Raw genomic sequence first — 21,102 nt, 5'->3', positions numbered from 1 at the left:
GCGTTGCAGTCCCCAACTCGTCCCTCACCTTACGAATTGGGTTCACCCTATGAAATTGCATCCACGTTTTCTTGCTTTATTGCTTGCCCTGCCTGCCTTTGCGCACGCCGATACCCTGACAGCCACCGACACCGTCTGGATCGCAGTCGCTGCAGCACTGGTATTCTTCATGCAGGCCGGTTTCGCCTTGCTGGAGAGCGGATTGAGCCGGGCCAAAAATGCCCTCAATGTGGTCATGAAAAACTATATGGACCTCTGCGTCGGTACTCTGGTGTTCTGGGCCGTAGGGTTTGGGCTAATGTTTGGCAGCACCCCGTCCGGGTGGTTTGGCGAGGACCAGTTTGCTCTTAGCAAGGCGGATCCCGGCACCTGGGCCATGCTGCTGTTTCAGATCATGTTCGCCGCCACCGCGGCCACCATTGCCTCCGGGGCCATGGCAGAACGAACCCGTTATGCCGGTTACCTGTGTGGCGCCATCGTCATCACTGGCATCATTTATCCGCTCTACGGTAACTGGGCATGGAACAGTGACGGCTGGCTTGCCCAGCTGGGTTTCATCGACTTTGCCGGTTCCACCGTCGTTCACAGTATCGGGGGCTGGTGCGCCCTCGCCGGCATCATGGTGGTCGGCCCACGTCTGGGCCGCTTTGACAAACAGGGCCAGCCCCGGACCATACCCGGCCACAACCTGTCCTATGTGGCACTGGGGGGCTTCATACTCTGGTTCGGCTGGTTTGGATTCAATGGCGGCTCCACCCTCTCCGCCAGCGTCGACATTGCCAAGGTCAACCTGAATACCCAGCTCGCCGCCGCGGCAGGTGCCGTGGGCAGCACTCTGCTGCGTCTCATCACTCGCCGCCCCGTACTCCTCACGGAAACCGTCAATGGCAGCCTGGCGGGTTTGGTCGCGGTCACCGCCGGTTGCGCAGTGATGACTCCAGGCTTTGCCCTGCTGACAGGGCTGATCGCCGGCGCCCTTGCGGCTGCCGGCGCCCGTCTGTTACTGGCCTTGCGCCTGGACGATGTGGTCGGGGCCGTGCCTGTACATGCCTTTGCGGGTGCCTGGGGCACCCTGGCGGCCGGGCTGTTCTATGAGGGCGACCTGTTTAATCCGGAGCGCATTACCGTGCAGCTGCTGGGCATCGTGGTGGCGTTCTGCTGGGCCTTCTTTGCAGCCCTGATCATGTATCTCGGGGTGGCCACCTTCGCCGGGCTACGCGCCCCCGCTATCCATGAACAGCGGGGTCTGGATCTGAGTGAGCACGACGAGACCGGCTATCCGGAATTCCCGCAGAACAGCCTGTACAACGCCGAGATGACCCGCCAGGCGGAGGGTGGTCGATGAGTCAGGAATTGCAACGCCGGCGCCGGGCGGTAGTCACAGGATTGACCCCTTACATGAATGAAGCGGTACTCATGGAGGCCGTCAGCCACTGGCAGGAACACTACTCGGAACGTCCACGCTACTCCCTGCAGGGCTTCGTGAGCGATTTGTGCAAACTGTTCGACCTGGGTGAGCGCCGCCATCACATTCACATGAGTCTGGTGCAGGCCATGTCCATGTCCGAACAGGAACTGGCCAGTGATCCGTTGGCCCACAATAGCGAACAGGGTCAACATAGCCACCCATGTACGGCGGCTCTGCAATCTCTGTTAGAGACCCTGTGGGGCAATCTTCCGATTACGGTGGCCTCACAACTACAGCTGGACATGGTGGCGCAACTCAGAGGTCCCAAGGTCACACCGGAAACCCGACTGACCATGGAGCACTGGCTGCAATCGCCGGGTCGCGTTCTCGGTGGCCTGCCCTTGAGCGTGCTTCGCAATCAACTGAATAATGCCTACGTGCTGCTTTGTGAACGGCTCGGCCCGGTGGAAGCAGACCATCAACTGAAGATGGCCTACGACCGTGTCCGTCAAGATCCGTCACTGGCTCCTTCGTTGAAAAAACTGATGTGACACGGGCAAGAAAAACACAAACAGCCCCTGCCCCTGCAGTGCAGATAAGGTACGCTGTAGCCTGATTACTGAATCGGCGCCCTCAAGGATTGAACGACTCCACCGGAGACCCTGGGGCCCATTCATTGCAGTATCCAGGGAATAGCGCAGGGGTAGCCATGAAGCTTCATCACCAGATTTTCATTGCCATGCTGGCCGGGGCCGGCCTGGGCGCCATGACCGGAGAGACCAGTACCCTGTTCGGGGTCTCGGTGCTTGCCGGGTATGATCTGGTTGGCAGTCTCTTCATCAATGCCTTGAAAATGCTGGTGGTGCCGCTAATCGTGACCGCCATCATTTCCGGCATGGTTGGCGTCGGCGGCGGCGACAATCTGGGCCGCATGGGTATCAAGACCGTCCTCTTCTATATGGCCACCTCTCTGGTGGCCATTCTCATCGGCCTTGTGCTGGTCAACCTGCTGACTCCCGGCATCATTGATGGCGAACCCGCCAAGGGGTTGCTCGGGCTGTCGACGGAAACCGATAACGTTCTTGCCAAGATCGAAGGGCGTGGTGCCGGTGATTTCACGGAAATCCTTCGTCAGATGCTGCCTCCGAACCTGATCGCGGCGGCCGCTGAAGGTCAGATGCTGGGGCTGATCATTTTTGCCCTGCTATTCGGTTTCTACCTACGTGTGGAAAAGAGCTCGGGAGGCGAAACCGTCCGGCAAATGATTGATGGCATTTATCAAGTCATGATCAGCATCACCATGCTGATCATACGGTTTACCCCGATCGGGGTATTTGCCCTGATCGCTGCCACGGTGACCCGCACCGGCATGGACGCCATCGAGCCACTGGCCTGGTTCTTCCTCACCGTGATTCTGGCGCTGGTGTTCCATGCCTTTGTGTTTATGCCGGCCTTGATACTGCTGATGGCCAAACGCTCACCAATACGGCACATCCAGGCCATGATGCCCGCCCTGCTTACCGCGTTTTCCTCTGCCAGCTCGGCGGCCACCCTGCCCCTGACCATGGAATGTGTACAAGACCGCTCCGGTGTTTCCCGCAAGACCAGCAGTTTTGTGCTTCCCCTGGGGGCCACGGTCAATATGGACGGTACCGCACTCTATGAATGTGTGGCGGCCATTTTCATTGCCCAGGCCTACGGCATGGATCTGTCGTTTGGCATGCAGTTCATGATTGTGGTTACCGCGCTGCTCACCTCCATTGGCGTGGCCAGCATTCCGGCCGCATCACTGGTGGCTATCACCGTGATTCTGGGCGCGATCGGACTGCCAGCCGAGGCAATCGGCCTGATTTTGGTCACCGACCGGATTCTGGATATGTGTCGCACCGCAGTAAATATTTGGGGGGACAGCGTGGTAACGGTACTGCTGGCGCGCAGCGAAGGGGAAGATCAGGTGCTGAAGCTGCCCGTTAACGAAATGGAAGAACGGGCAGCCAAAGCTGCCCGTGACCATCATCAGGCGGTAAACTGATCGCTGAGATCGTTTTTCAGGCTCACCGCGCTGCTGCAAACCACCGGGACCATCACGGCCAGTGCCAGCAGTGCGGGAAACAGCGTTTCACTCACTTGGGAGAGACCTGCGACCAGAACAATGGCGCAGAACACTGCCGCGACCAGGGCAATAATATCTTTGAAAATCTGCTCGTAAGATGCCATTGGATGACTCCTTTATTCAGGTTGTGAACACATGTTAACTTATCAATCAGCCAAGTCAACACTTGTTCACATTAATTTTTTTCTGCCCCTTTCCGGGGTATCGGAGTCCACTTGAAACACGCCCCTGTCCTGCTGATACATCACGGAGACACGCCCCTTGGTGAGGCCGTGGCGTGGCTGGCGAGCGAGCAGTACCGTATCGCGATCGCCGGCGAGGACAGCTTTACAGGCAATCAGCTGTGTTCACAGCTCCACGCCGAAGGTCGGCAGGCCATGTTTCTGGAAACCCGCCGACATCAGAGTCAGGACCATCGCCGCAATGTGGAGCGTATCCTGCGTCGTTGGCAGCAACTGGATGTGGTGATCAACCTGCCACGCCATATCAGCGTCGGGCCATTTGAAGCCACGTCGGCAAGTCAGTGGGAGTATCAGCTTCAGGCTCAGCTGATGGATACGGTGCACCTCTGCCAGAGCAGCCTGAGCGCACTGCGCCAGCAGGACCGTGGGCGCATTCTTAATGTGATCCTGGAATTTGGTCTGCTTCCCGCCCCCATGACGGCGTGCCAGAGTGCCATGAGTGCGGCCATCAAGGCGCTGAGTGATAGCCTTTATGCGGAACAGCATGAAAATGCCGTCAGCGTCTCTGCCATCGCCATACCCCTGCTGTCAGAATATGACGCACTTGTCGAAGCCAGCGACCCGCTGAGCTCGGCCCGGTTTCAGCGCCGCGCCAGCCAGACCGCCGCATCGCTGGAGGAAGTCTCTGGCGCTATCGTAGACGCCATCCCCAATGATCGCCCCTTACAGATTGCCACGCCGGAAATCCGCAGCCAGTGGCGGCAGAAACGCTGGTTCAGGCGTCGCTGGGAAGACGCCCTCAAGCAGCTGGGCAAGCGCTACCGGTCACACCTGTAGTCTCAGCCACACTCTTCCACGTAACGCAAAGTCTGGCGGTAGTCCCCCGCAAGGGCGTCATCCACCTTGTCCGCAAGCAGGGACACCAGTTTCTTGCCGACAATAGGCACCGAGGAAGACACCTCAACTTCGGTGCACTGCAAGGCATGGGCTTCGCCATCTCGACTCAACACCATTTTCCCTTCAACGTGTACCGGCACATTGCCCAGCTGGAAACGGTAATTGGCCTGATAGCCCTCCTCGCCCGGCAGGGATGTCCAGAGGAATTCCGTCATCAAATCGGCCTGCTCCGGAAGAAACCGGCGGGCAAAGCCGGGTATCTTGTCGGACCTTATCCTGACCGGCTGAAAAATACGTAACAACAGGCCCTTGTCGGTCTCTTCGAAACCCTCAAAGCGGTACCCCTTCACCCGACCCCACTCAAAGCGCTGTTCGAAGAACGCCCGGCTGGTCATGATGTCGTAGAGTTTCTCCACACTGACCGGGTACTCCCGGTCTACTTTTACTTTCATGCTGTCTCCTGACCAGAAGATGCCTGCTGCATCAGCTTGAGCAAAGGCATCAACTGACGTTTCAAATCGGGTAGCGCATTAATGACCACGCGCTGCTTGCCTGCCTGAATCAGCGCCAGCGCCTGCTCGACACCCATTACCGGCGCAGTACCTGCGGCAGACACCTCATCATCATCCCCCACCACGGTACCTGCACCCGCGTCAGCGGCACGGGCCATGTAATCACTGAGCACCTTCTGGATAGCGTCAGGTGAACGGTCATTGCTGCTACCCGGGCTATGTACTGCCACGGTAACAGGCAGCCGTTGCGGCCTGCCGCGGTGCTGGAAAGAGAGTTTCTCGCATACCTTGATAGCCCGCTCCACGAAACGGCGGGCCCCATGGATATCCGCAGAAGGAAGCAGCACGGTGAATTGATCCACTTTAGTCCGTGCCAGCGAATCTTCCTTGCGCACGACACTTTTCAAAAGCTGCGCCAGCTTCATCATTACCATATCCGCACGCCGTTTGCCGAGCTGCAGGAAGAACTGGTTGAACTGGTGAATCTCCAGTTGAACCACGGACAACGGTGTCTGCTGACGGGCAGACAGGGCCAGCTCCTGGCCCAGCCGGTGTTTCAGATAGCGTTGATTCCCCAGTCCCGTCAACGGGTCCATCATGGCCTGACGAGCCAGCGCCTTGCGCTCTTCCTGATAATTCGCATGGGCCCGTGCCCGGGCCAACAGATCCGTTGAATTGAACGGCTTACTGATAAAATCCGTGCCCCCCAGGCTCAGCGCACGGGAGCGGGCCTCATCATCGTTTTCTGCACCAGTGACGATAATCACCGGCAACTTGGCAATGCCCTCATCCGGGTTATTGCGGATCTTTCCCAGCAAGGCATAGCCATCCATTTCCGGCATGGCCAGGTCAGAAAACACCACGCTGTAATCCGGATTCTTCTCGATCATGCTCCAGGCTGCCGCCCCGTCTTCAGCCACATCCACCCGGAATTCCCGGCCAAGCATCTTGTCGGCTGCCAGTCGCATGACTTTGGAATCGTCAACGAACAGCAGCAGCGGTTTCTTTTTGTTATCCATGCTGCCCCATTGAAGTTTTCGCTACAGACAATGCGCCCTTGGGTCCAGGAACCCGCCCACGCGCATAACGATAGAGCCGGGAACGTCGCTGGCAGAAATCCCCCCGCACAATGGCGGGCAAATAGTGCTGGTTGAGCAGATGGCCCGATCGCTCGGACAGGCAATAGACCGTGCCCGCCGTGCTGTCCAGGTGCGCCAGTATCCCCACTTCTGCCAGGTAATCACGCCCATTGGCAAAATGCTCGACATAAGGCACTGGATGGCCGGCAGACAATGTCAGCTGGGGATCAATCTCCAGACTGTCCGCCACCCCGCCAATGCAATAGATTTCCAGTTTGCGCACCAGCTGACGCGTAGCCGGATTGCGCAACAGCTTGCGCACGATATAACTGGCAACAATGGTGCCCTGGGAATGACAGACCAGGACAACCTGGTCCTGCTTTTCCAGGGCATCAATCAGCACATTCAGCGCCGGGCGCGACAGTTTACCGTCCTTGCGCAAGGTGCGAGCCGTAATGGACTCGGCAATATCTCGCAGCAAGCCCCAGGTCGGCGTATGAATCAAGGTAACCGGCCGCTGGAAATGGCGTGCAATTTCGCTGGCATTCAGCAGCGCCACAGCAGGGGCGGTCCCCATCCCATTGATGAAAAACCAGCGCACGTTTTCCCTGGGGCCTGCAGATCGTGGCGGGTGGCAAACCAGAGAGCCCTGGCTAATAGACTCCCGCGTGGCTGGCACGATCAGTTGCAGCAATGACACCAGGGCATCACTGGTACTGGAATAGGAGGACAGGGACAATTCCGAACGGGCTCCGGGCTCTTCGCCCAGTGGCAGGAACAGGCGAGGCAAATCTGCAGCGTGGGACAGCCCCAGCCTCAGATCGCGTCGAATCGCCGAGCGGTTATCCACCACACGACGTAACCACTGTCGGGTACGGTGCCACATGATCGTTCCTGATTAGCCCGCCGGTCACCCATGTCACCAGCACTAAGACGTTAGGCTTACATTACGATTATCGACGCAGATTTACCAGCCTGCCCAGCGGGCATTATGGGAAATTAACTTCTTTTAAATCAGCCGCTTGGCTACATATATTAACAAACCGGCTAAACTTTGAGCGCTTGCAGACAGAAATCATGGGTGTTTCTGCAGAATCTGAGGGAGGGATTGGCGACAATATCGGGCATCGGCAAGCCGAAGATAAAGCTCAATCTCGCTTGTAGAAGCCTGATGCGGCGGCGGAGCGGCATAAAAAAAATCAGGCCCGCAATGCACACATCACGGGCCTGACCAGGAGAGGAAGAGAGTGAATTCAGATGAAGTACATGAGCAGCCATTCGGCAGCCAGTGCCGGCTTCTCTTCACCTTCAATCTCCACATTGAAACCGAACTTGAGCAGCCACTGGCCTTCACGCTTTTCAGTCGCTTCCATCAGGGTGGCCACTGCACGTACCCGCTTGCCCACCTTCACTGGCGCCATGAAGCGCAACTTGTCGAAGCCGTAGTTCATGGCCATTTTCATGCCCTTGGGCTGCAGGAAGCCATCAATGGTGCTCTGCAGGTAAGGCAACAGTGACAGGGTCAGATAACCGTGGGCAATGGTGGATCCAAACGGGGTATTCTTGGCCTGCTCTGGATCCACGTGGATGAACTGATGATCCAGAGTGGCATCGGCAAACGCGTTGATTCGGTCCTGGTCAATTTCAAACCATTCCGATGCACCCAGTTCCTTGCCAACGTACTCGGCCAGTGATGCCGCCTCTACCACTTTCATCTTTGAAGCTCCTCGATGTCATTTCCAATTCAGCTTAGCGAGGAGCCACCACGCTGCACCATGACACTTTGCACTTTGCCAACCATTGGGCTGATGCTTTTGGTCAGTGAACCAGTCGTGCCCCGGACCGGCGGTATCAGAGAGGGGGTTCAGCGCAAAGAAATCGATGGATGCTGCTGGCAACGTCCGCCGGCGACTCCATATGCAAATGGTGACGTCCGGGTAACCGCACCACCTCCACACGGTTAAGCCATTCCAGTCGGTGCTCGAACATGCCGCTGCCACCCATCCCCTGCCCCCCCATAACCAGGCAGACCGGCGCCTCAATGGCGCGGAGGAACCCCTCTACCTGCTGCTCCGTGAGGCGCAATGAAGAGGTGAGTCTGAGCCGGCTGTCGGAGCGCCAGGTCCAGCCACCGGATACCGGCACCACCCCCCGCTCCACCAGTAACGCAGACGCTTCATGACTCAAGCCGCCAAAGCCACGGGTTCGGGCTTCAATAGCATCGGCAATGTCGGCATACACCGGTTTACGCTTGCTGGCGTGGGCATTCATGTCATCCAGGGCCTTGCGTAATGTGGAGGCCACCTCTTCCGGCTGGGTGGTGGGCGGGCCCAGTCCCTCGATAAGTACCAGACGTGACACATATTCCGGGCACGCCGCCGAGAAAAGACAAGCCACCCCTGCCCCCATGGAATGCCCCATCAATGTGAATCGCCCCCAGCCCAGCTGGTCAGCCACCGCCCTGACGTCCCGGACATGATCAACCAGGTGTGTGGCGGCCTCATCCGGGCGATGCTCCGAGTGGCCATGGCCGGAAAAATCCAGCGCCACCAGCGGTCTGCCCAGATGCTCGGCCAGAGGCAAAAAGGAGGCCGCATTATCCAGCCAGCCGTGAAGAGCCAGGATGGGCTCACCCTCTCCTTCCCAGCGCAGTGCAGCCAGGGTTTGCCCATACACCTGAAACTGGATTTCTGTGGGCTTCATCCGCGCCCCCCGTCCGCGAGAAGTAGCTCAAGCAGTTCATCACACAGTGCGCGGGTTTCTTCCGGCTTCTCCAGCGGATACATATGACTGCCCTCGGCGATACGATGAATCATGTGATGACGCCGTGCGATTCGTCGTGCGCTGTGCAGAAAAGGCGACGGAGAATGCTTCCCGGTAACCACCGCCGCCGGAACATTCAATCGGGGCATGCCCGTAGCGGCAGTGGGCGTTTCACGGAAAATAGCCACTTCCGTTTCAGGCCGGAACCGCAACCGCCAGCCATCCTGCCAGGGCTCCAGTCCGGCCTTGAGGTAATCTTTCAGACAACGCGGATCGAAGGCACGGAACAACCCACGGGAGCCAAAATAACTCTCCACCGCCTCCCAGTCGGGCCAGTAATCCAGCCTGCCGCTGCTTTTTCCTGCGGGGGTGACCTTGTCGATCTGCCCCATCATCTTGGCCACGTTGATCATGAAACCATGCACACCGTTCATCATGGGCGGATCAAGCATGACCAGGGCGGAGAACCAGTCAGGGTGCCGCTGAGCGACCAGATACATCAGCACCGATCCCAGTGAGTGGCCGACACCGACAATGGGTTTGGGCAAGGGTGCCAGTTGTGCTTCCAGCTCCTGGCTCAGGCTGCGCCACTGTGCATCCACCGGATAGGCCGGGTCATGGCCAATCCGGTCCACCACATATAACTGATAGCGTGCTTCGAAGGGCGCCAGAAAGGTGTCGTAGCTGTGGCCGGGAATGCCATTGGCATGGGCAAAGGCCAGAACCGGTTTCTCTTCAGGTACTGCAGACATGGTCTCTCCCGAACATAGCAGCAAGCAAAGGAAACATGATAGCCAAGTCCATTCACCCCATACCATGTCTGATAACGCCAGATGCGGGCCTGTCACGGACAAGGGTTCGTGTACAATGCGTTCACCAAGGAGGCGCCATGACCCTGATTTCTTTCAACATCAACGGAATTCGCGCGCGTCTGCACCAGTTGCAGGCCGTAATCGACAAGTACCAACCGGCCCTGATCGGCCTTCAGGAAACCAAGGTCCATGACCCGGAGTTTCCCGAACAGGCGGTTCGCGATATGGGCTACCACCCCTATTACCATGGCCAGAAAGGCCACTACGGCGTGGCCCTTATTACCCGGGAGCCACTGGAATCGGTGACCTGTGGTTTCCCCGGCGATGACGAGGAGGCCCAGCGGCGCATGATCATGGGTACCTTGCGTCACAAGGACGGGTCCACGACCACCGTACTCAACGGTTATTTCCCCCAAGGTGAAAACCGTGAGCACCCCACCAAGTTTCCAGCCAAGAAAAAGTTCTACGAGGACCTTCAGAGCTATCTGGAACAGGCCCACCAACCGGATCAGCAAGTGGTGGTCATGGGCGACTTCAACATCTCTTCCACGGACCTGGACATCGGTATCGGCGAGGCCAACCGCAAACGCTGGCTGCGTGAAGGCAAGACCAGCTTTCTGCCGGAGGAACGTGAGTGGTGGGAACGCCTGACTGGCTGGGGCCTGACGGACACATTCCGCCATCAGAACCCGGACACCGATGATGTTTTTTCTTGGTTTGACTACCGCTCCAAAGGGTTCGAACGGGATCCGCGCCGCGGCCTGCGCATTGACACCCTGCTGGCCACCGCGCCCTTGATGGAAAAGCTTGACCAGACCGGCGTGGATTACGAACTGCGCGCAATGGAAAAGCCTTCCGATCACTGTCCTGTGTGGGCAAGATTCAAGGTATGAAGATAAAGCTGCACCCGGAAAAGCTGAAACCCAATCTGGATAGTCTGGGTTTCCTGGTCGATCTGTTCATGATCACCCTGGTGATTGCCAATCTGGCACTGATCCTGTTCGACTGGCTTTTCCAGGTGCCGCCTTTTGCCCAGTTACTGGCCAACCACACGCCGGCGTTCCACAATTTCTACCGCGACACCATTCACGCCGATTTTCTGTTCTACGACCTCTGCTTTGTGGCGGTCTACCTCACCGAATTTGCCGTGCGCTGGGCCGTAGCAATCGCCCGGGGTACTTACCACCGGTGGTTTTTCTATCCCTTTGCCCACTGGTACGACCTGCTCGGTTGTATCCCGGTGGGCAGTTTCCGCTGGTTACGGATTCTGCGGGTGGTCAACCTGCTGTTCCGCCTGCAACGGATGGGCATCATCGATCTGTCCCAAACCTGGCTGGGCCAGACCCTGATCAAGTACTACAACATTCTGGTGGAAGAAATATCCGACCGGGTTGTTTTGCAGGTACTCAGTGGTGCTCAGCGAGAAGTGGGCGGTGGCAGCCCACTACTGCATCGTATCGAAAAGGATGTGCTGGCACCCCGCCAGGAAAAGCTGGTGGCCTTCGTGGCGGAGCGCATTGCTGCAGCCACTCGCAAGACCCACAGCGAATACCGTGATGAGCTGGCCGGATATTTCGCGCATCTCACCGACGAAGCCATCACCCGTACCCCGGCCGGCAAGCGGCTGGCGGCCATTCCGGTAGCGGGGCCTCGGGCCATCGCCCTGGTTGGTGACGCCGTGCGAGAAACCGGCAGTGCCTTTGTGGATCAGCTGGTAGAGGACCTGTCTTCCCAGGCCAACAGGGCACAGCTGGAACAACTGTTCCACGATGTACTGGATGCCAGCCGTGGGGACGGCGAACAGCTCGATGAACTGTTACGCGATACACTTCTGGATATCCTGGAACAAATCAAGCAGCAGGTGGCCGTTCAGCGCTGGAAGTTGGAAGAACAGGCCCAAGACCCTGATAATAAATACTGATACTATCAAAAAATAACGGTGCCACCCTGAACAACACCTTGCGCACTCAGCGTGCCAGGCTTCATTCAGAGGCTCACTGGTCACAACATCGAAGAACACGACACCAGCAGCGGATTTAGCCATGTCATCCAGCGAACAACTCAACGACGAACCGACACTGCCCGTTTCCCGTGTCCTGATGGTCGACGATACCCCCCAGAACCTGGTTGCCCTGGAAGTCGTGCTGGAGGACCTGGAGTGTGAACTGGACAGTGTGACCAACGGTAACGCGGCCCTGGCCAAACTGCTCAAACATGACTACGCGCTGGTGCTGCTGGATGTGCAAATGCCGGAAATGGACGGTTTTGAAGTGGCCAAGCTGATGCGTTCCAACAAGCGCACCGAGCACGTACCAATCATCTTTGTCACTGCTATTTCCAAAGAAACCCGTTTCGTGCAGGAAGGGTACCGTACCGGTGCCGTGGATTACCTGTTCAAACCCATTGACCCCATGCTGCTACAAAGCAAGGTCAACTTCTTTCTCGGCCTGGATCGCCAGAAGAAACGGCTTGAAGCCAAGGTGGCGCAGGCCCGGCGTTCCGAAGCCGAGATGAAAGCGCTGTACGGGAAAGAATGAACCCTGTAAAACTGCGTTGATAAACAGAACAACGCATAACTGACATCATGGCAATCAGACTACCCGGCTACCGCATTACCGAACGTCTTGGCAAAGGCGGCATGGCCCATGTCTTCCTGGCCACACAGAACTCGTTCGAGCGCCCTGTTGCCATCAAGATTCTCAGCCCCGGGCTTGCCTTGGAGCCTCGCTTCGCTGAGCAATTCATGCGTGAAGCCCGGACCGTCGCCAGCCTCAACCATCCCCATATCGTGCCGGTATATGACGTGGGTGAGTACGAGGGGTATCGCTATCTGACCATGGAGTACGTGACCGGGGGCAGCCTCAAGGAGCGTATCCGCAATGGCATGAGTGAAGCCGACGCGGAAACTGTGCTTCGGCAGTTGGCCAGTGCCCTGCATTATGCCGGCGAGCATCACTTCATCCACCGGGACGTCAAACCGGACAATGTAATGTTCCGGGCCGATGGCTCTGCCCTGCTGATGGATTTCGGCATTGCCTCCAGCATGATTAACGATTCCGGCCTGGGCAAAGGCAAGCAGATGGGCACACCAAAGTACATGAGCCCTGAGCAACATCGAAACCAGCCGCTGACCCCGCAGTCAGACCTGTATTCTCTGGGTTGCGTGTTCTACGAAATGCTCACCGGGGAGGCGCCTTTCAAAGGCAAGGATGTGAGCGCCATGGCCAACGCCCATCTGCGCGAGCCAATCCCCCTTCTGCCAGTCAAACAACGCCATTACCAGCCTCTCCTCCGCGCCCTGCTCGCCAAAGACCCCGCGGATCGCCCGGAAAACGGTAATGCCGCTGTCACCCTGCTGGAAGGACTGGAATCGCCGGATCATTACCACAAGGCCCGCTCTGCCTACCGCCCACAGCAACAAGGCCCGGCCACAGCGTTGGCACCACGCCTGCGACTCAAGGAAGTGCCACTGGGGCTGAGCTGGCGCGGCAAGCTGTATCAATACGATGTGTATCTGGTCGCCGATGACTTTGAGCAATTCCAGGGACACTTTCCGGTACTGCGCTCCGCACTGCTGGACTGGCACTCACAGCGAGGCAGTCGCTGTAAGGGTGTGTCCATTAAAGCCACGCTGCACCCCTGGATATCGGGCCGGGTTAAACAATATCTGCGCGATTTAAGGCGCATTGAAGGGCTGGAATACCTCAACCGCATTCCCATCTCGGTAAACCTGGTGGCCGCCGACGGCGAACCCATTGAGCAACTGCTCATGGAACCGGAAAAAACGACCAAGGCAGAAACGCCAGACGACTAGCAGGTTTCGCGTGTTGCAGGTTGCGTAGAGCCTGTTGCACCCGCATCGCGCGCAAAAAAAAGCACTAGCCGAAGCCAGTGCTTTCAATCTGCCTGAATCACGATGCAAGGAGTCATCGTATCCCCCCTCAGGGAGCTGATGGCGCCGTCAGGAGTCTGCCATGCGTTCAAGCGCCATCGAGTTCAAGATAGGACAGCCCCACAGCCATTGCCCAGCGGCAAACGGCGAACGGTAGGATTCTGTTTCCGGGGGGTAGGTTTTCGCCGACTAGCGGCCTGCGGCACTTTCGCCGGGGCTACGAAGCCATAGCAAGCGGGCGCCGGCAGCGGCGGCCACATCCACATCCAGACTGGCCACCGTACCCACGTTATAGCCGATACGGTCGGTAGTACCGGTCCAGACCGCGGTAAGCTGGGCCACCAGCGGCATATGGCTGACCAGTACGCTATTGTCGGCCACCGGGTTTCGCATTAGCCACTCAAGCAACACCAGCGGTGAAGCATCCGGCACCAGCGCGTCGCATTCCACCCGCTTGAGTCCACCATAGACCTGGTCGATACAATCTGCGGTTTGCTGGGCGCGCAAATAGGGGCTGACCACCAGTGCCGAGAGCATGACGCCACTGTCTTTCAGTGTCTGCCAATGGGCCAGCAACGCCTCACGGCCCCGCTCAGTCAATGGACGAAGGGCATCCGTGGGAGCCGTCCCGACGGCTTCGCCATGCCGACTGATGTAGACCTTCATGCGCTGACTCCCAACTGGAATTCCACGTCATGTTTGTATTCGCCACTCATCAACTGATGAATAACGATTTCCAGCGGTTGCTGGTGGTACACCACCTGATAGAGCGCAGTGGCCAGTGGCATGTAGACATCCAACTCGGCAGCCTTGTCGGCCACCAGCTTAATGGTATTGATCCCTTCTGCTGTCTGGCCGAGGGTCTCTACCGCTTCTTCCAGCGTCTTGCCCTGCCCCAGCTGGAAACCCACCTGGTAGTTTCGTGACAAACTGGAAGTACAGGTGGCAATAAGATCGCCAACTCCCGACAAGCCCAGAAAGGTCATGGGGTTGGCCCCCAGCTCCACGGCAAAGCGGCTCATTTCCGCCAGAGCCCGGGTAATCAGGAAGCTGCGGCTGTTCTCACCCACGCCGATGGCGGCTGCCATGCCGGACGCTACCGCGTAGATATTCTTCAAAGCACCGCCCAGCTCCACACCGTAGATATCCGGGTTGTCATAGACCCGGAAGTAGTCGCAACTGAGCGCCGTCTGTACCGTCTGACACAGTTCGCTGTCGGCGCTGGCAATCACGGTACCGGTGAACTTCTGCTCCACGATTTCCTTGGCCAGATTCGGGCCGCTGAGCACACCGATACGGGTATGGGGCCAGTACTGATGCAACAGTTCACTCATCAGCAGGAACCCGTCCGCATAGATCCCTTTGGTGCAGCTGATCACCAAAGTTCCTTCCGGCACCCATTCACGGGCTTGCGACAGTACGTCGGCAAACGCCTTGCTGGGAATGGCAACGAAGACCATGGTGGCATCTGCCAGGGCATCTTCCAGACTGTCTGTGGCGTTGACCCCCTCGGGCAATTCCTTACCCGGCATATAACGGCTGTTTTCCCGGTCAAGATTGATCGCGGCAGCGGTTTCCGGGTCCCGCACCCAAAGATTCACCCCATGACCATTGGCAGCCAGAATGCTGGCCATGGCCGTCCCGAAGCTACCGCCACCAAGAATGGCGGCATTGTATGTCTGCTCCGACATAAGAACGCCTTATTTACTGCTTTTGGGCATCATAAAGCAGTTAACAGTGAATAGTGAACCGTTAACAGCTTCCTGTATTTTTTCCTTTCGAATAACGAATGAGGCCGCACCCAAGCCCGGGCGCGGCCTCAAATCGCGACTCAGATGCAAGCCTGATTCGCGCAGCTGTTCACTGTTAACTGTTAATTGTTCACTGCAGTGACAAGCATCTGATGCATGCGTCGTGCCGTAGCCGCAGGATCTTTCGGCAGCTGCCCCTCAGCCAGCATGGCCTGGTCCAGCAGCAGAAACGCCAGATCATTGAACTTGTCACCTTCCTCAACGCTATCCAATGCGCGAAGCAGATCATGGTCCAGGTTCACTTCCAGTACCGGCTTGTTCTCCGGTACCGGCTGGCCGGCGGCTTCCAGCATGCGGCGCATCTGTGGGCCGAGCTGGTCTTCGGCAAGCACCAGGCAACTCGGCGAGTCGACCAGTCGCCCAGTTGCACGTACATTTTCCACATGCTCGCCCAGGCTCGCCTTGAGGCGACCAACCAGTGGGTTATCCTGATCCTCCCGGGTGGTCTCATCCAGATCCAGTTCACCACGGGCAGCATTGACCAGCTGCACGTCCTTGTAGCTGTCCAGGTAACTGATCATCCACTCGTCAACCGGATCACTGAGCAGAAGTACCTCGATGCCCTTCTTGCGGAATACTTCAAGGTGCGGGCTCTGACGTGCGGCAGAAGCGGTATCGGCCAACAGATAATAGATCTTGTCCTGCTCGGCCGGCTTTCGCTCCAGATACTCATCAAGGCTGGTGAGTCCGCTTTCCTCGCGGCTGCTGGCAAATCGTAACAGTGCCGCAATGGCATCACGGTTGTCCGGGTCTTCGCCAATCCCCTCCTTCAACACCTGGCCGAACTGCGCCCAGAAGGTGGCATACTGCTCCTGATCATTGCCGAGCTTTTTCAGCATCTGCAGGACACGCTTGGTCAACGCTGCGCGGATCTTTTTCACTGGCCCGTAATCCTGCAGTAACTCGCGACTCACATTGAGTGGCAGATTGGGCGCATCGACTACCCCCTTGATGAAGCGCAGGTACTGGGGCAGGAATTGTTCAGCATCATCCATGATGAAGACACGCTGTACATACAGTTTCAGTCCCCGGCTGGCATCACGGTGATAAAGGTCAAAGGGCGCCTGGGCAGGGATGTACAGCAGGCTGGTGTACTCCAGCTTGCCTTCTACCTTGTTGTGGCTCCAGGTCAGGGCATCCTGAAAATCATGGCTGATATGCTTGTAGAAGCCCTGATATTCTTCATCGCTGATATCCGCTTTCGGGCGCTGCCAGAGAGCCGTGGCAGAGTTCAGGGTCTCTTCACTGGCGTCCTGGTCCCCTTCCGCCGGAGTCAACAGACGAATGGGAAACGCCACATGGTCTGAGTACTGATTAACCACCTGGCGCAGCTTGAACGGATCCAGGAATTCCTGCGCATCCTCGCGAAGATGCAGGATTACGGATGTACCGGGTTGATCACGCTGCACCGGCTCCACCGTGAACTCACCCTTGCCGTCACTTTCCCAACGGACTCCACCGCTGTCATCAGCCCCGGCCTTTCGGGTTTCAACGGTGACCTTGTCCGCCACAATGAAAGCAGAATAGAAGCCCACACCGAACTGGCCGATAAGCTGGGAATCCTGTTTCTGATCACCACTCAGGGACGCGAGAAACTTCTCTGTGCCGGACCGGGCAATAGTGCCAAGGTTCTCGATCACGTCAGCCTCGTCCATACCGATACCATTATCGGTAATAGCCAGCGTACCCGCTTCCTTGTCCACACTGAGAGAAATGGCAGGCTCCCCTGCCGCCTCAGCCAGACCCGGATTATCCAGCGCACTGAACCGCAGTTTGTCACAGGCGTCCGAGGCGTTGGAAATCAGCTCGCGCAGAAAGATCTCACGATTGCTGTACAACGAGTGAATCATCAGGTGTAACAAGCGGGATACTTCTGCCTGAAAACCATGGGTTTGTTTTTCTGTAGACACAACATGCTCCTGCATCAGTCATTGCTGCGCTAGAGATAGGGTTGGTCAGTTTTTTTTCAAGTCAGAAAAAGCAGGCAGGCGTCCAAAAAAGTTGGTGCATCACTGAATTACGCGAAATCCACTCCCGGGGCTTCCTGCTTATTGAGCCTCTGTGCTTTCATGCCAGACGGTCGACGCCGGATGCCTGACGCTTGAAAAGAATGCACATGGCAAGGCAGCCCAGAACCTTAACGGCTGCCCGCCCCAATGAAAGGCTCGCATGAAGAACAGTATCCAGAAGCACTGTCGAATGACGCAACCCGTGTTGTGATAACAGCGTCAGGCGTCTGGCGACCATTGTGCTGGATTAAGGTGGGGCATTCTTCCGGTGGACTCTTCCCGCTAATCCGCGCTGAACCAAACATTCAGGCGCCAAGATGTGAAAGTGCAGATGTCAGGTCGGGATAACGAAACACGAAACCCTGCTGCTCCAGCCGCCTGGGATAAACACGTTGACCACCGAGCAGCATGGCGGACATCTCACCCAGCCCAGCCTTGAGGAAAACGGAAGGCACCTTGAGAATGGCAGGACGGTGCAGTTGCCGACACAAGGAATGGTGAAATTCCCGCTGGGTTACCGGTGCCGGTGCACAGGCGTTGAACACACCTTCAATGCCCGGGGTCTCTACTGCACGGACCAGGATGGCGACCATGTCATCAATGTGGATCCAGCTCAGCCACTGGCTGCCATCACCGATCATGGCGCCCAGGCCGGCACGATAGACCGGCCATAACTTGCCCAGCATGCCACCATCACGGCCCAGCACGATGCCGGTGCGGACAAGGCAAAGCCGCACTCCCTGACGGGAAACCGGGCGGGCCGCCTGCTCCCAGGCATCGCACAATAGATACCCAAAGTCCTTTCTGCGTGCCGGGCTGTCCTCGGTGAGTTCCGCATTCCCTGCGTCGCCGTAGAAACCCACGGCAGACCCGGAAACCAGCACCGCCGGCTTGCGCTCCAGGCGCGATATCAGGTTAACCAGAGACTGGGTTACCCCGACTCTGGAATCAAACAGCACCTGTTTGCGCTTGTCACTCCAGCGCCCTGCAAACAAGCTTTCCCCGGCCAGATTGACGATACCATCCAGTTTTTCGTCATTGCCGATGGCACTCAGGCTATCAATCACCCGGGCCTCCTCGGGCAACAGCCGTGCGGTGCGTCTGGGACGCCGAGTCAGGACGATCAGGTCGTGGCCATGGGCCGCCAACCGGCGACAAAGGTGCTGGCCAATAAATCCGGTGCCACCTGTGACAAGTATCTTCAACGCGCTGCCTCAATACTGCGAATGCTGTTCAGATCGTAAAAGTATTCCATGTTACCCGACCCCATTGGAACGCTGAGCGTAATATGATCCGGTTCAACTGATTGCAGCAGGCCGGTGCGGGCCGGGCCCTCATCCGCGGTTACCGTAACAGACTGCCCGACCAGTGCACGGAATGCTTCCAACTGTGGGCTGTCCTGCGTTTCGGTCACAGAATCATCTTCATTGCTAACCTTGCTGCCCTCTGATTCCGCGCTGGGTGCAACCGGTTCAACAGTGGAAGGGGCATCAGCGGCATCCGCCTCCCCATTCACGATAACGTGTTGACCATTTTCAAGCTGCAAGGAGTGCAATTCATCTTCCGGGAAACTGCGTTCGACAACCCCACTCCCCACATTGATCTCAAGCCACAATCTATTTACCGAAACCTTCCTCAAGATTCCGTCAATCTTGCGTCCGCTGGTCATTTCCAGCAGCACTGCCCGGTCCACAAACTCTACCAGCTCCGGGAACGTCAGCGTTATCGGCGGCAAGACTTCAGCAGGCTCAACGTCCGTTTGTTGCCCAGGGTTATGCAGTACCATGCTGTTCTGGTCTGGCTCTTTGACCACGCGGCTCACCATGGAACCGGGCTCAACGGACCAGCCCACATCACTTTTTTCCAGTCTGACAGAACGCTCTTCTTCCGCACCATTGGTCAGCAACACCTGTGCCGTCACCTGGCCGCTGGACTCAACCCTGCGCATGACCACCTGACGCGGCGTCACGGACTCAAGCGCCCCCTCGGGAAACTGGGTCAACAGATATTGGCGCGCCACGTAGGCCAGCGTGTCCTCATGGTCAAAGTGCAGATCCACACTATCACCGCGATAACGAAGGTGGTTGGTGTAAGCAGTGAAATCCCCGCTCAAATAACTCTTGAAACTGTCAGGCACCACCAGTACCAGTGAGCCAGAAAGTTGCCCGGTATCCAGTGGCGCCAGTGCCAGTTCCATACGGTAGCCGCCCTTGAAAATACGGGTTTCAGGGTAATCCTTGCCTTCCGGTTTCCAGGACAGGTGCACCACCGGCGAGTTGGTATCCGAGGGCGTCACATGGAGATGGGTACGCTCGACGATCTGTTCTGGCTTCCAGCCAATCAAGACCCGCACTTCCAGGTCGGGCAGGAACCCTTCCCCCTGGCTGGCCGTGAGCACGCCATCAATCAGGGCAACGCGGTCGTAGCGGAACTGGCGGCCATGGATGCGCCCGGAAAGGGGTTTGCCCTGACCTTTGACCACTGCCAGCGCCGCCTCCTCCGAGCTGACGAAGGTGGTGGTAGTGGCCATTTGTTCGCCCCGCTGTACCTGACCGGTCTGACCGCTGGCGGGCGCTGCGGCTGTGGAGGCAAGTCTTTGAGCCATGATAAACAACGCCACCCCCACGGCTGCTGTCAACACCCCGGCCACCCGCGCCAGCGCCCACCAACGGTAATGTTCCCAGCCGCGTTGCACCTGGCCAAGACTGGCCAGCGGTATCATGAAAAACAATGCACTGTGGCCCCGGTGACCGGCCTCGTTCATGAGCCCCAAAGTGGTCACGATAATGGTGCTTATCCCGATGATGATCAGCAATTCAGCCATGTTCTTATTCTCTCCACGTGCCTGCGGCCATCCCCACGATATCCGCCGGCCCTGATTCCCGGCCTGCCACTGCAAGCCCAACCTCTGTGGACTCACTTTACAAAGCCAGCGTCAGGCATTCCAGCACTTAAGTGACTGATTTTTCTGAATCACGGGGCATCATGACCTGCTTCACAGAATCGTCACTGGTCAATCCCGTTACTCAAGCCAAAAAGCGGGCCGGACAGCCCGCTTTTCACTGCCTTGCAACCGCCGGTCCTACACCCCGCAAAAAAAACTTGTACCGACGAAAAACAGGCGATATATAGGCGTAGTGAACTGCTTCACACCCATGTCGTTAACCTGATGTTCATGGGGGTGCACCTTCCCGTCAGAGCAGAACAGTCGGGAAAGCAGTCATCACAGTTGGCATGCCGCGCCCGCAAGGATACGGCAACCGGACACAGGTTGTTTGAGGAGGTCAACACAGGAGGCCACCATGAGTAACCGTCGTAATGAGCAAGACCTTGATTCGGAAGATCTGCTGATGAACGAAGATTTCGATATCCTGGACGACGATATGGACAACGAAGAGCAGGAATCGGGCAACGCCCGCAGCCGCTCATTCAATATGGACATGCGTCACCGCATCGAAGATCGACTGGAGGAACGTCGCCTGCGCAAGGAACTCAATGAGTACGAGTTCTTTGAGCTGGACGATGATGTCCTTCACTAAGGCTGTTTACAGACATTAAGGGGACAGGGGTGTTGAGCATCCCGGGGCCAGGCGTTACCGCACGCTCTGACGATGCTCAACAGTC

General features: G+C 57.6%; 21 protein-coding genes. 9 read left to right on the top strand and 12 right to left on the bottom strand.

Annotated features, from left to right (window positions below):
- The first annotated feature begins 49 nt into the window (after positions 1 to 49).
- The 3 genes from HF945_RS06855 (at position 50) to HF945_RS06845 (ending at position 3,440) form a co-directional block, all read left to right on the top strand.
- On the top strand, positions 50 to 1,345 hold the full coding sequence (locus HF945_RS06855; protein WP_290524999.1) for an ammonium transporter: 1,296 nt from the start codon (positions 50 to 52) through the stop codon (positions 1,343 to 1,345).
- Entirely contained in the window at positions 1,342 to 1,959 is a 618-nt protein-coding gene (locus HF945_RS06850) for a hypothetical protein (RefSeq protein ID WP_290524998.1), read from the top strand. The genes HF945_RS06855 and HF945_RS06850 overlap by 4 nt, the downstream gene beginning before the upstream one ends.
- Positions 1,960 to 2,117: 158 nt before the next feature.
- Positions 2,118 to 3,440, top strand: coding sequence for a dicarboxylate/amino acid:cation symporter (locus tag HF945_RS06845; RefSeq protein ID WP_290524997.1), 1,323 nt, complete (start codon positions 2,118 to 2,120; stop codon positions 3,438 to 3,440).
- Here HF945_RS06845 and HF945_RS06840 read toward each other — a convergent pair.
- Complete coding sequence (locus tag HF945_RS06840) at positions 3,425 to 3,625, bottom strand: hypothetical protein (RefSeq protein ID WP_290524996.1); 201 nt, start codon at positions 3,623 to 3,625, stop codon at positions 3,425 to 3,427. The genes HF945_RS06845 and HF945_RS06840 overlap by 16 nt on opposite strands.
- Positions 3,626 to 3,736: 111 nt before the next feature.
- On the opposite strand from HF945_RS06840, the gene HF945_RS06835 reads away from it, so the two are divergent.
- On the top strand, positions 3,737 to 4,540 hold the full coding sequence (locus HF945_RS06835; protein ID WP_290524995.1) for an SDR family NAD(P)-dependent oxidoreductase: 804 nt from the start codon (positions 3,737 to 3,739) through the stop codon (positions 4,538 to 4,540).
- Between the two features lie 2 nt (positions 4,541 to 4,542).
- Here HF945_RS06835 and HF945_RS06830 read toward each other — a convergent pair whose 3' ends face one another.
- The 6 genes from HF945_RS06830 to HF945_RS06805 all read right to left on the bottom strand — a co-directional run bounded on the left by HF945_RS06830 (position 4,543) and on the right by HF945_RS06805 (position 9,706).
- Positions 4,543 to 5,052, bottom strand: a complete 510-nt coding sequence (locus HF945_RS06830; RefSeq protein ID WP_290524994.1) for a DUF2505 domain-containing protein — start codon at positions 5,050 to 5,052, stop codon at positions 4,543 to 4,545.
- Positions 5,049 to 6,131 carry a diguanylate cyclase gene (locus HF945_RS06825; RefSeq protein WP_290524993.1) on the bottom strand — a complete coding sequence of 361 codons (1,083 nt, stop codon included), beginning with the start codon at positions 6,129 to 6,131 and terminating at the stop codon, positions 5,049 to 5,051. The genes HF945_RS06830 and HF945_RS06825 overlap by 4 nt, the downstream gene beginning before the upstream one ends.
- Positions 6,124 to 7,077 carry a hypothetical protein gene (locus tag HF945_RS06820; protein ID WP_290524992.1) on the bottom strand — a complete coding sequence of 318 codons (954 nt, stop codon included), beginning with the start codon at positions 7,075 to 7,077 and terminating at the stop codon, positions 6,124 to 6,126. Before HF945_RS06820 ends, HF945_RS06825 begins: the two co-directional genes overlap by 8 nt.
- 367 nt (positions 7,078 to 7,444) lie before the next feature.
- Positions 7,445 to 7,906 (bottom strand): MaoC family dehydratase, encoded by a 462-nt coding sequence (locus HF945_RS06815; protein ID WP_290524991.1) that lies wholly within the window; start codon positions 7,904 to 7,906, stop codon positions 7,445 to 7,447.
- A 136-nt stretch (positions 7,907 to 8,042) separates the two neighbouring features.
- Positions 8,043 to 8,894 (bottom strand): alpha/beta hydrolase, encoded by an 852-nt coding sequence (locus tag HF945_RS06810; protein WP_290524990.1) that lies wholly within the window; start codon positions 8,892 to 8,894, stop codon positions 8,043 to 8,045.
- Positions 8,891 to 9,706, bottom strand: a complete 816-nt coding sequence (locus HF945_RS06805; protein WP_290524989.1) for an alpha/beta hydrolase — start codon at positions 9,704 to 9,706, stop codon at positions 8,891 to 8,893. Before HF945_RS06805 ends, HF945_RS06810 begins: the two co-directional genes overlap by 4 nt.
- A 137-nt stretch (positions 9,707 to 9,843) precedes the next feature.
- Here HF945_RS06805 and xthA point away from each other — a divergent pair, with 137 nt between their 5' ends.
- From xthA to HF945_RS06785, 4 genes are all read left to right on the top strand, one after another.
- Entirely contained in the window at positions 9,844 to 10,659 is an 816-nt protein-coding gene (gene xthA / locus HF945_RS06800) for an exodeoxyribonuclease III (RefSeq protein WP_290524988.1), read from the top strand.
- Positions 10,656 to 11,687: an ion transporter gene (locus tag HF945_RS06795; RefSeq protein ID WP_290524987.1), complete on the top strand. Its 1,032-nt coding sequence runs from the start codon at positions 10,656 to 10,658 to the stop codon at positions 11,685 to 11,687. Before xthA ends, HF945_RS06795 begins: the two co-directional genes overlap by 4 nt.
- A 121-nt stretch (positions 11,688 to 11,808) precedes the next feature.
- A complete protein-coding gene (locus HF945_RS06790) occupies positions 11,809 to 12,303 on the top strand; it encodes a response regulator (protein WP_290524986.1) in 495 nt (164 codons plus the stop codon).
- A 47-nt stretch (positions 12,304 to 12,350) separates the two neighbouring features.
- Positions 12,351 to 13,580, top strand: coding sequence for a serine/threonine-protein kinase (locus HF945_RS06785; RefSeq protein WP_290524985.1), 1,230 nt, complete (start codon positions 12,351 to 12,353; stop codon positions 13,578 to 13,580).
- Positions 13,581 to 13,847: 267 nt separating this feature from the next.
- Here the strand turns inward: HF945_RS06785 and HF945_RS06780 are convergent, their stop codons facing one another.
- From HF945_RS06780 to HF945_RS06760, 5 genes are all read right to left on the bottom strand, one after another.
- On the bottom strand, positions 13,848 to 14,324 hold the full coding sequence (locus HF945_RS06780; RefSeq protein WP_290524984.1) for a histidine phosphatase family protein: 477 nt from the start codon (positions 14,322 to 14,324) through the stop codon (positions 13,848 to 13,850).
- Entirely contained in the window at positions 14,321 to 15,349 is a 1,029-nt protein-coding gene (locus HF945_RS06775) for an NAD(P)H-dependent glycerol-3-phosphate dehydrogenase (protein WP_290524983.1), read from the bottom strand. The genes HF945_RS06780 and HF945_RS06775 overlap by 4 nt, the downstream gene beginning before the upstream one ends.
- 182 nt (positions 15,350 to 15,531) lie before the next feature.
- Complete coding sequence (gene htpG / locus HF945_RS06770) at positions 15,532 to 17,394, bottom strand: molecular chaperone HtpG (protein WP_290524982.1); 1,863 nt, start codon at positions 17,392 to 17,394, stop codon at positions 15,532 to 15,534.
- A gap of 389 nt (positions 17,395 to 17,783) precedes the next feature.
- Positions 17,784 to 18,683 carry a TIGR01777 family oxidoreductase gene (locus tag HF945_RS06765; RefSeq protein ID WP_290524981.1) on the bottom strand — a complete coding sequence of 300 codons (900 nt, stop codon included), beginning with the start codon at positions 18,681 to 18,683 and terminating at the stop codon, positions 17,784 to 17,786.
- Positions 18,680 to 20,302: a hypothetical protein gene (locus HF945_RS06760; RefSeq protein ID WP_290524980.1), complete on the bottom strand. Its 1,623-nt coding sequence runs from the start codon at positions 20,300 to 20,302 to the stop codon at positions 18,680 to 18,682. The genes HF945_RS06765 and HF945_RS06760 overlap by 4 nt, the downstream gene beginning before the upstream one ends.
- Before the next feature lie 478 nt (positions 20,303 to 20,780).
- Here HF945_RS06760 and HF945_RS06755 point away from each other — a divergent pair, with 478 nt between their 5' ends.
- The gene (locus HF945_RS06755) at positions 20,781 to 21,017 is read left to right on the top strand and encodes a PA3496 family putative envelope integrity protein (protein ID WP_290524979.1); all 237 of its coding nucleotides are present in this window, start codon (positions 20,781 to 20,783) and stop codon (positions 21,015 to 21,017) included.
- The last annotated feature ends 85 nt before the right edge of the window (positions 21,018 to 21,102 follow it).

Source organism: Alcanivorax sp., from assembly GCF_017794965.1.
Taxonomy (GTDB): Bacteria; Pseudomonadota; Gammaproteobacteria; order Pseudomonadales; family Alcanivoracaceae; genus Alcanivorax.
The sequence above is the reverse complement of the archived record's forward strand: the minus strand, read 5'-3'. Positions and strand labels throughout refer to the sequence as shown.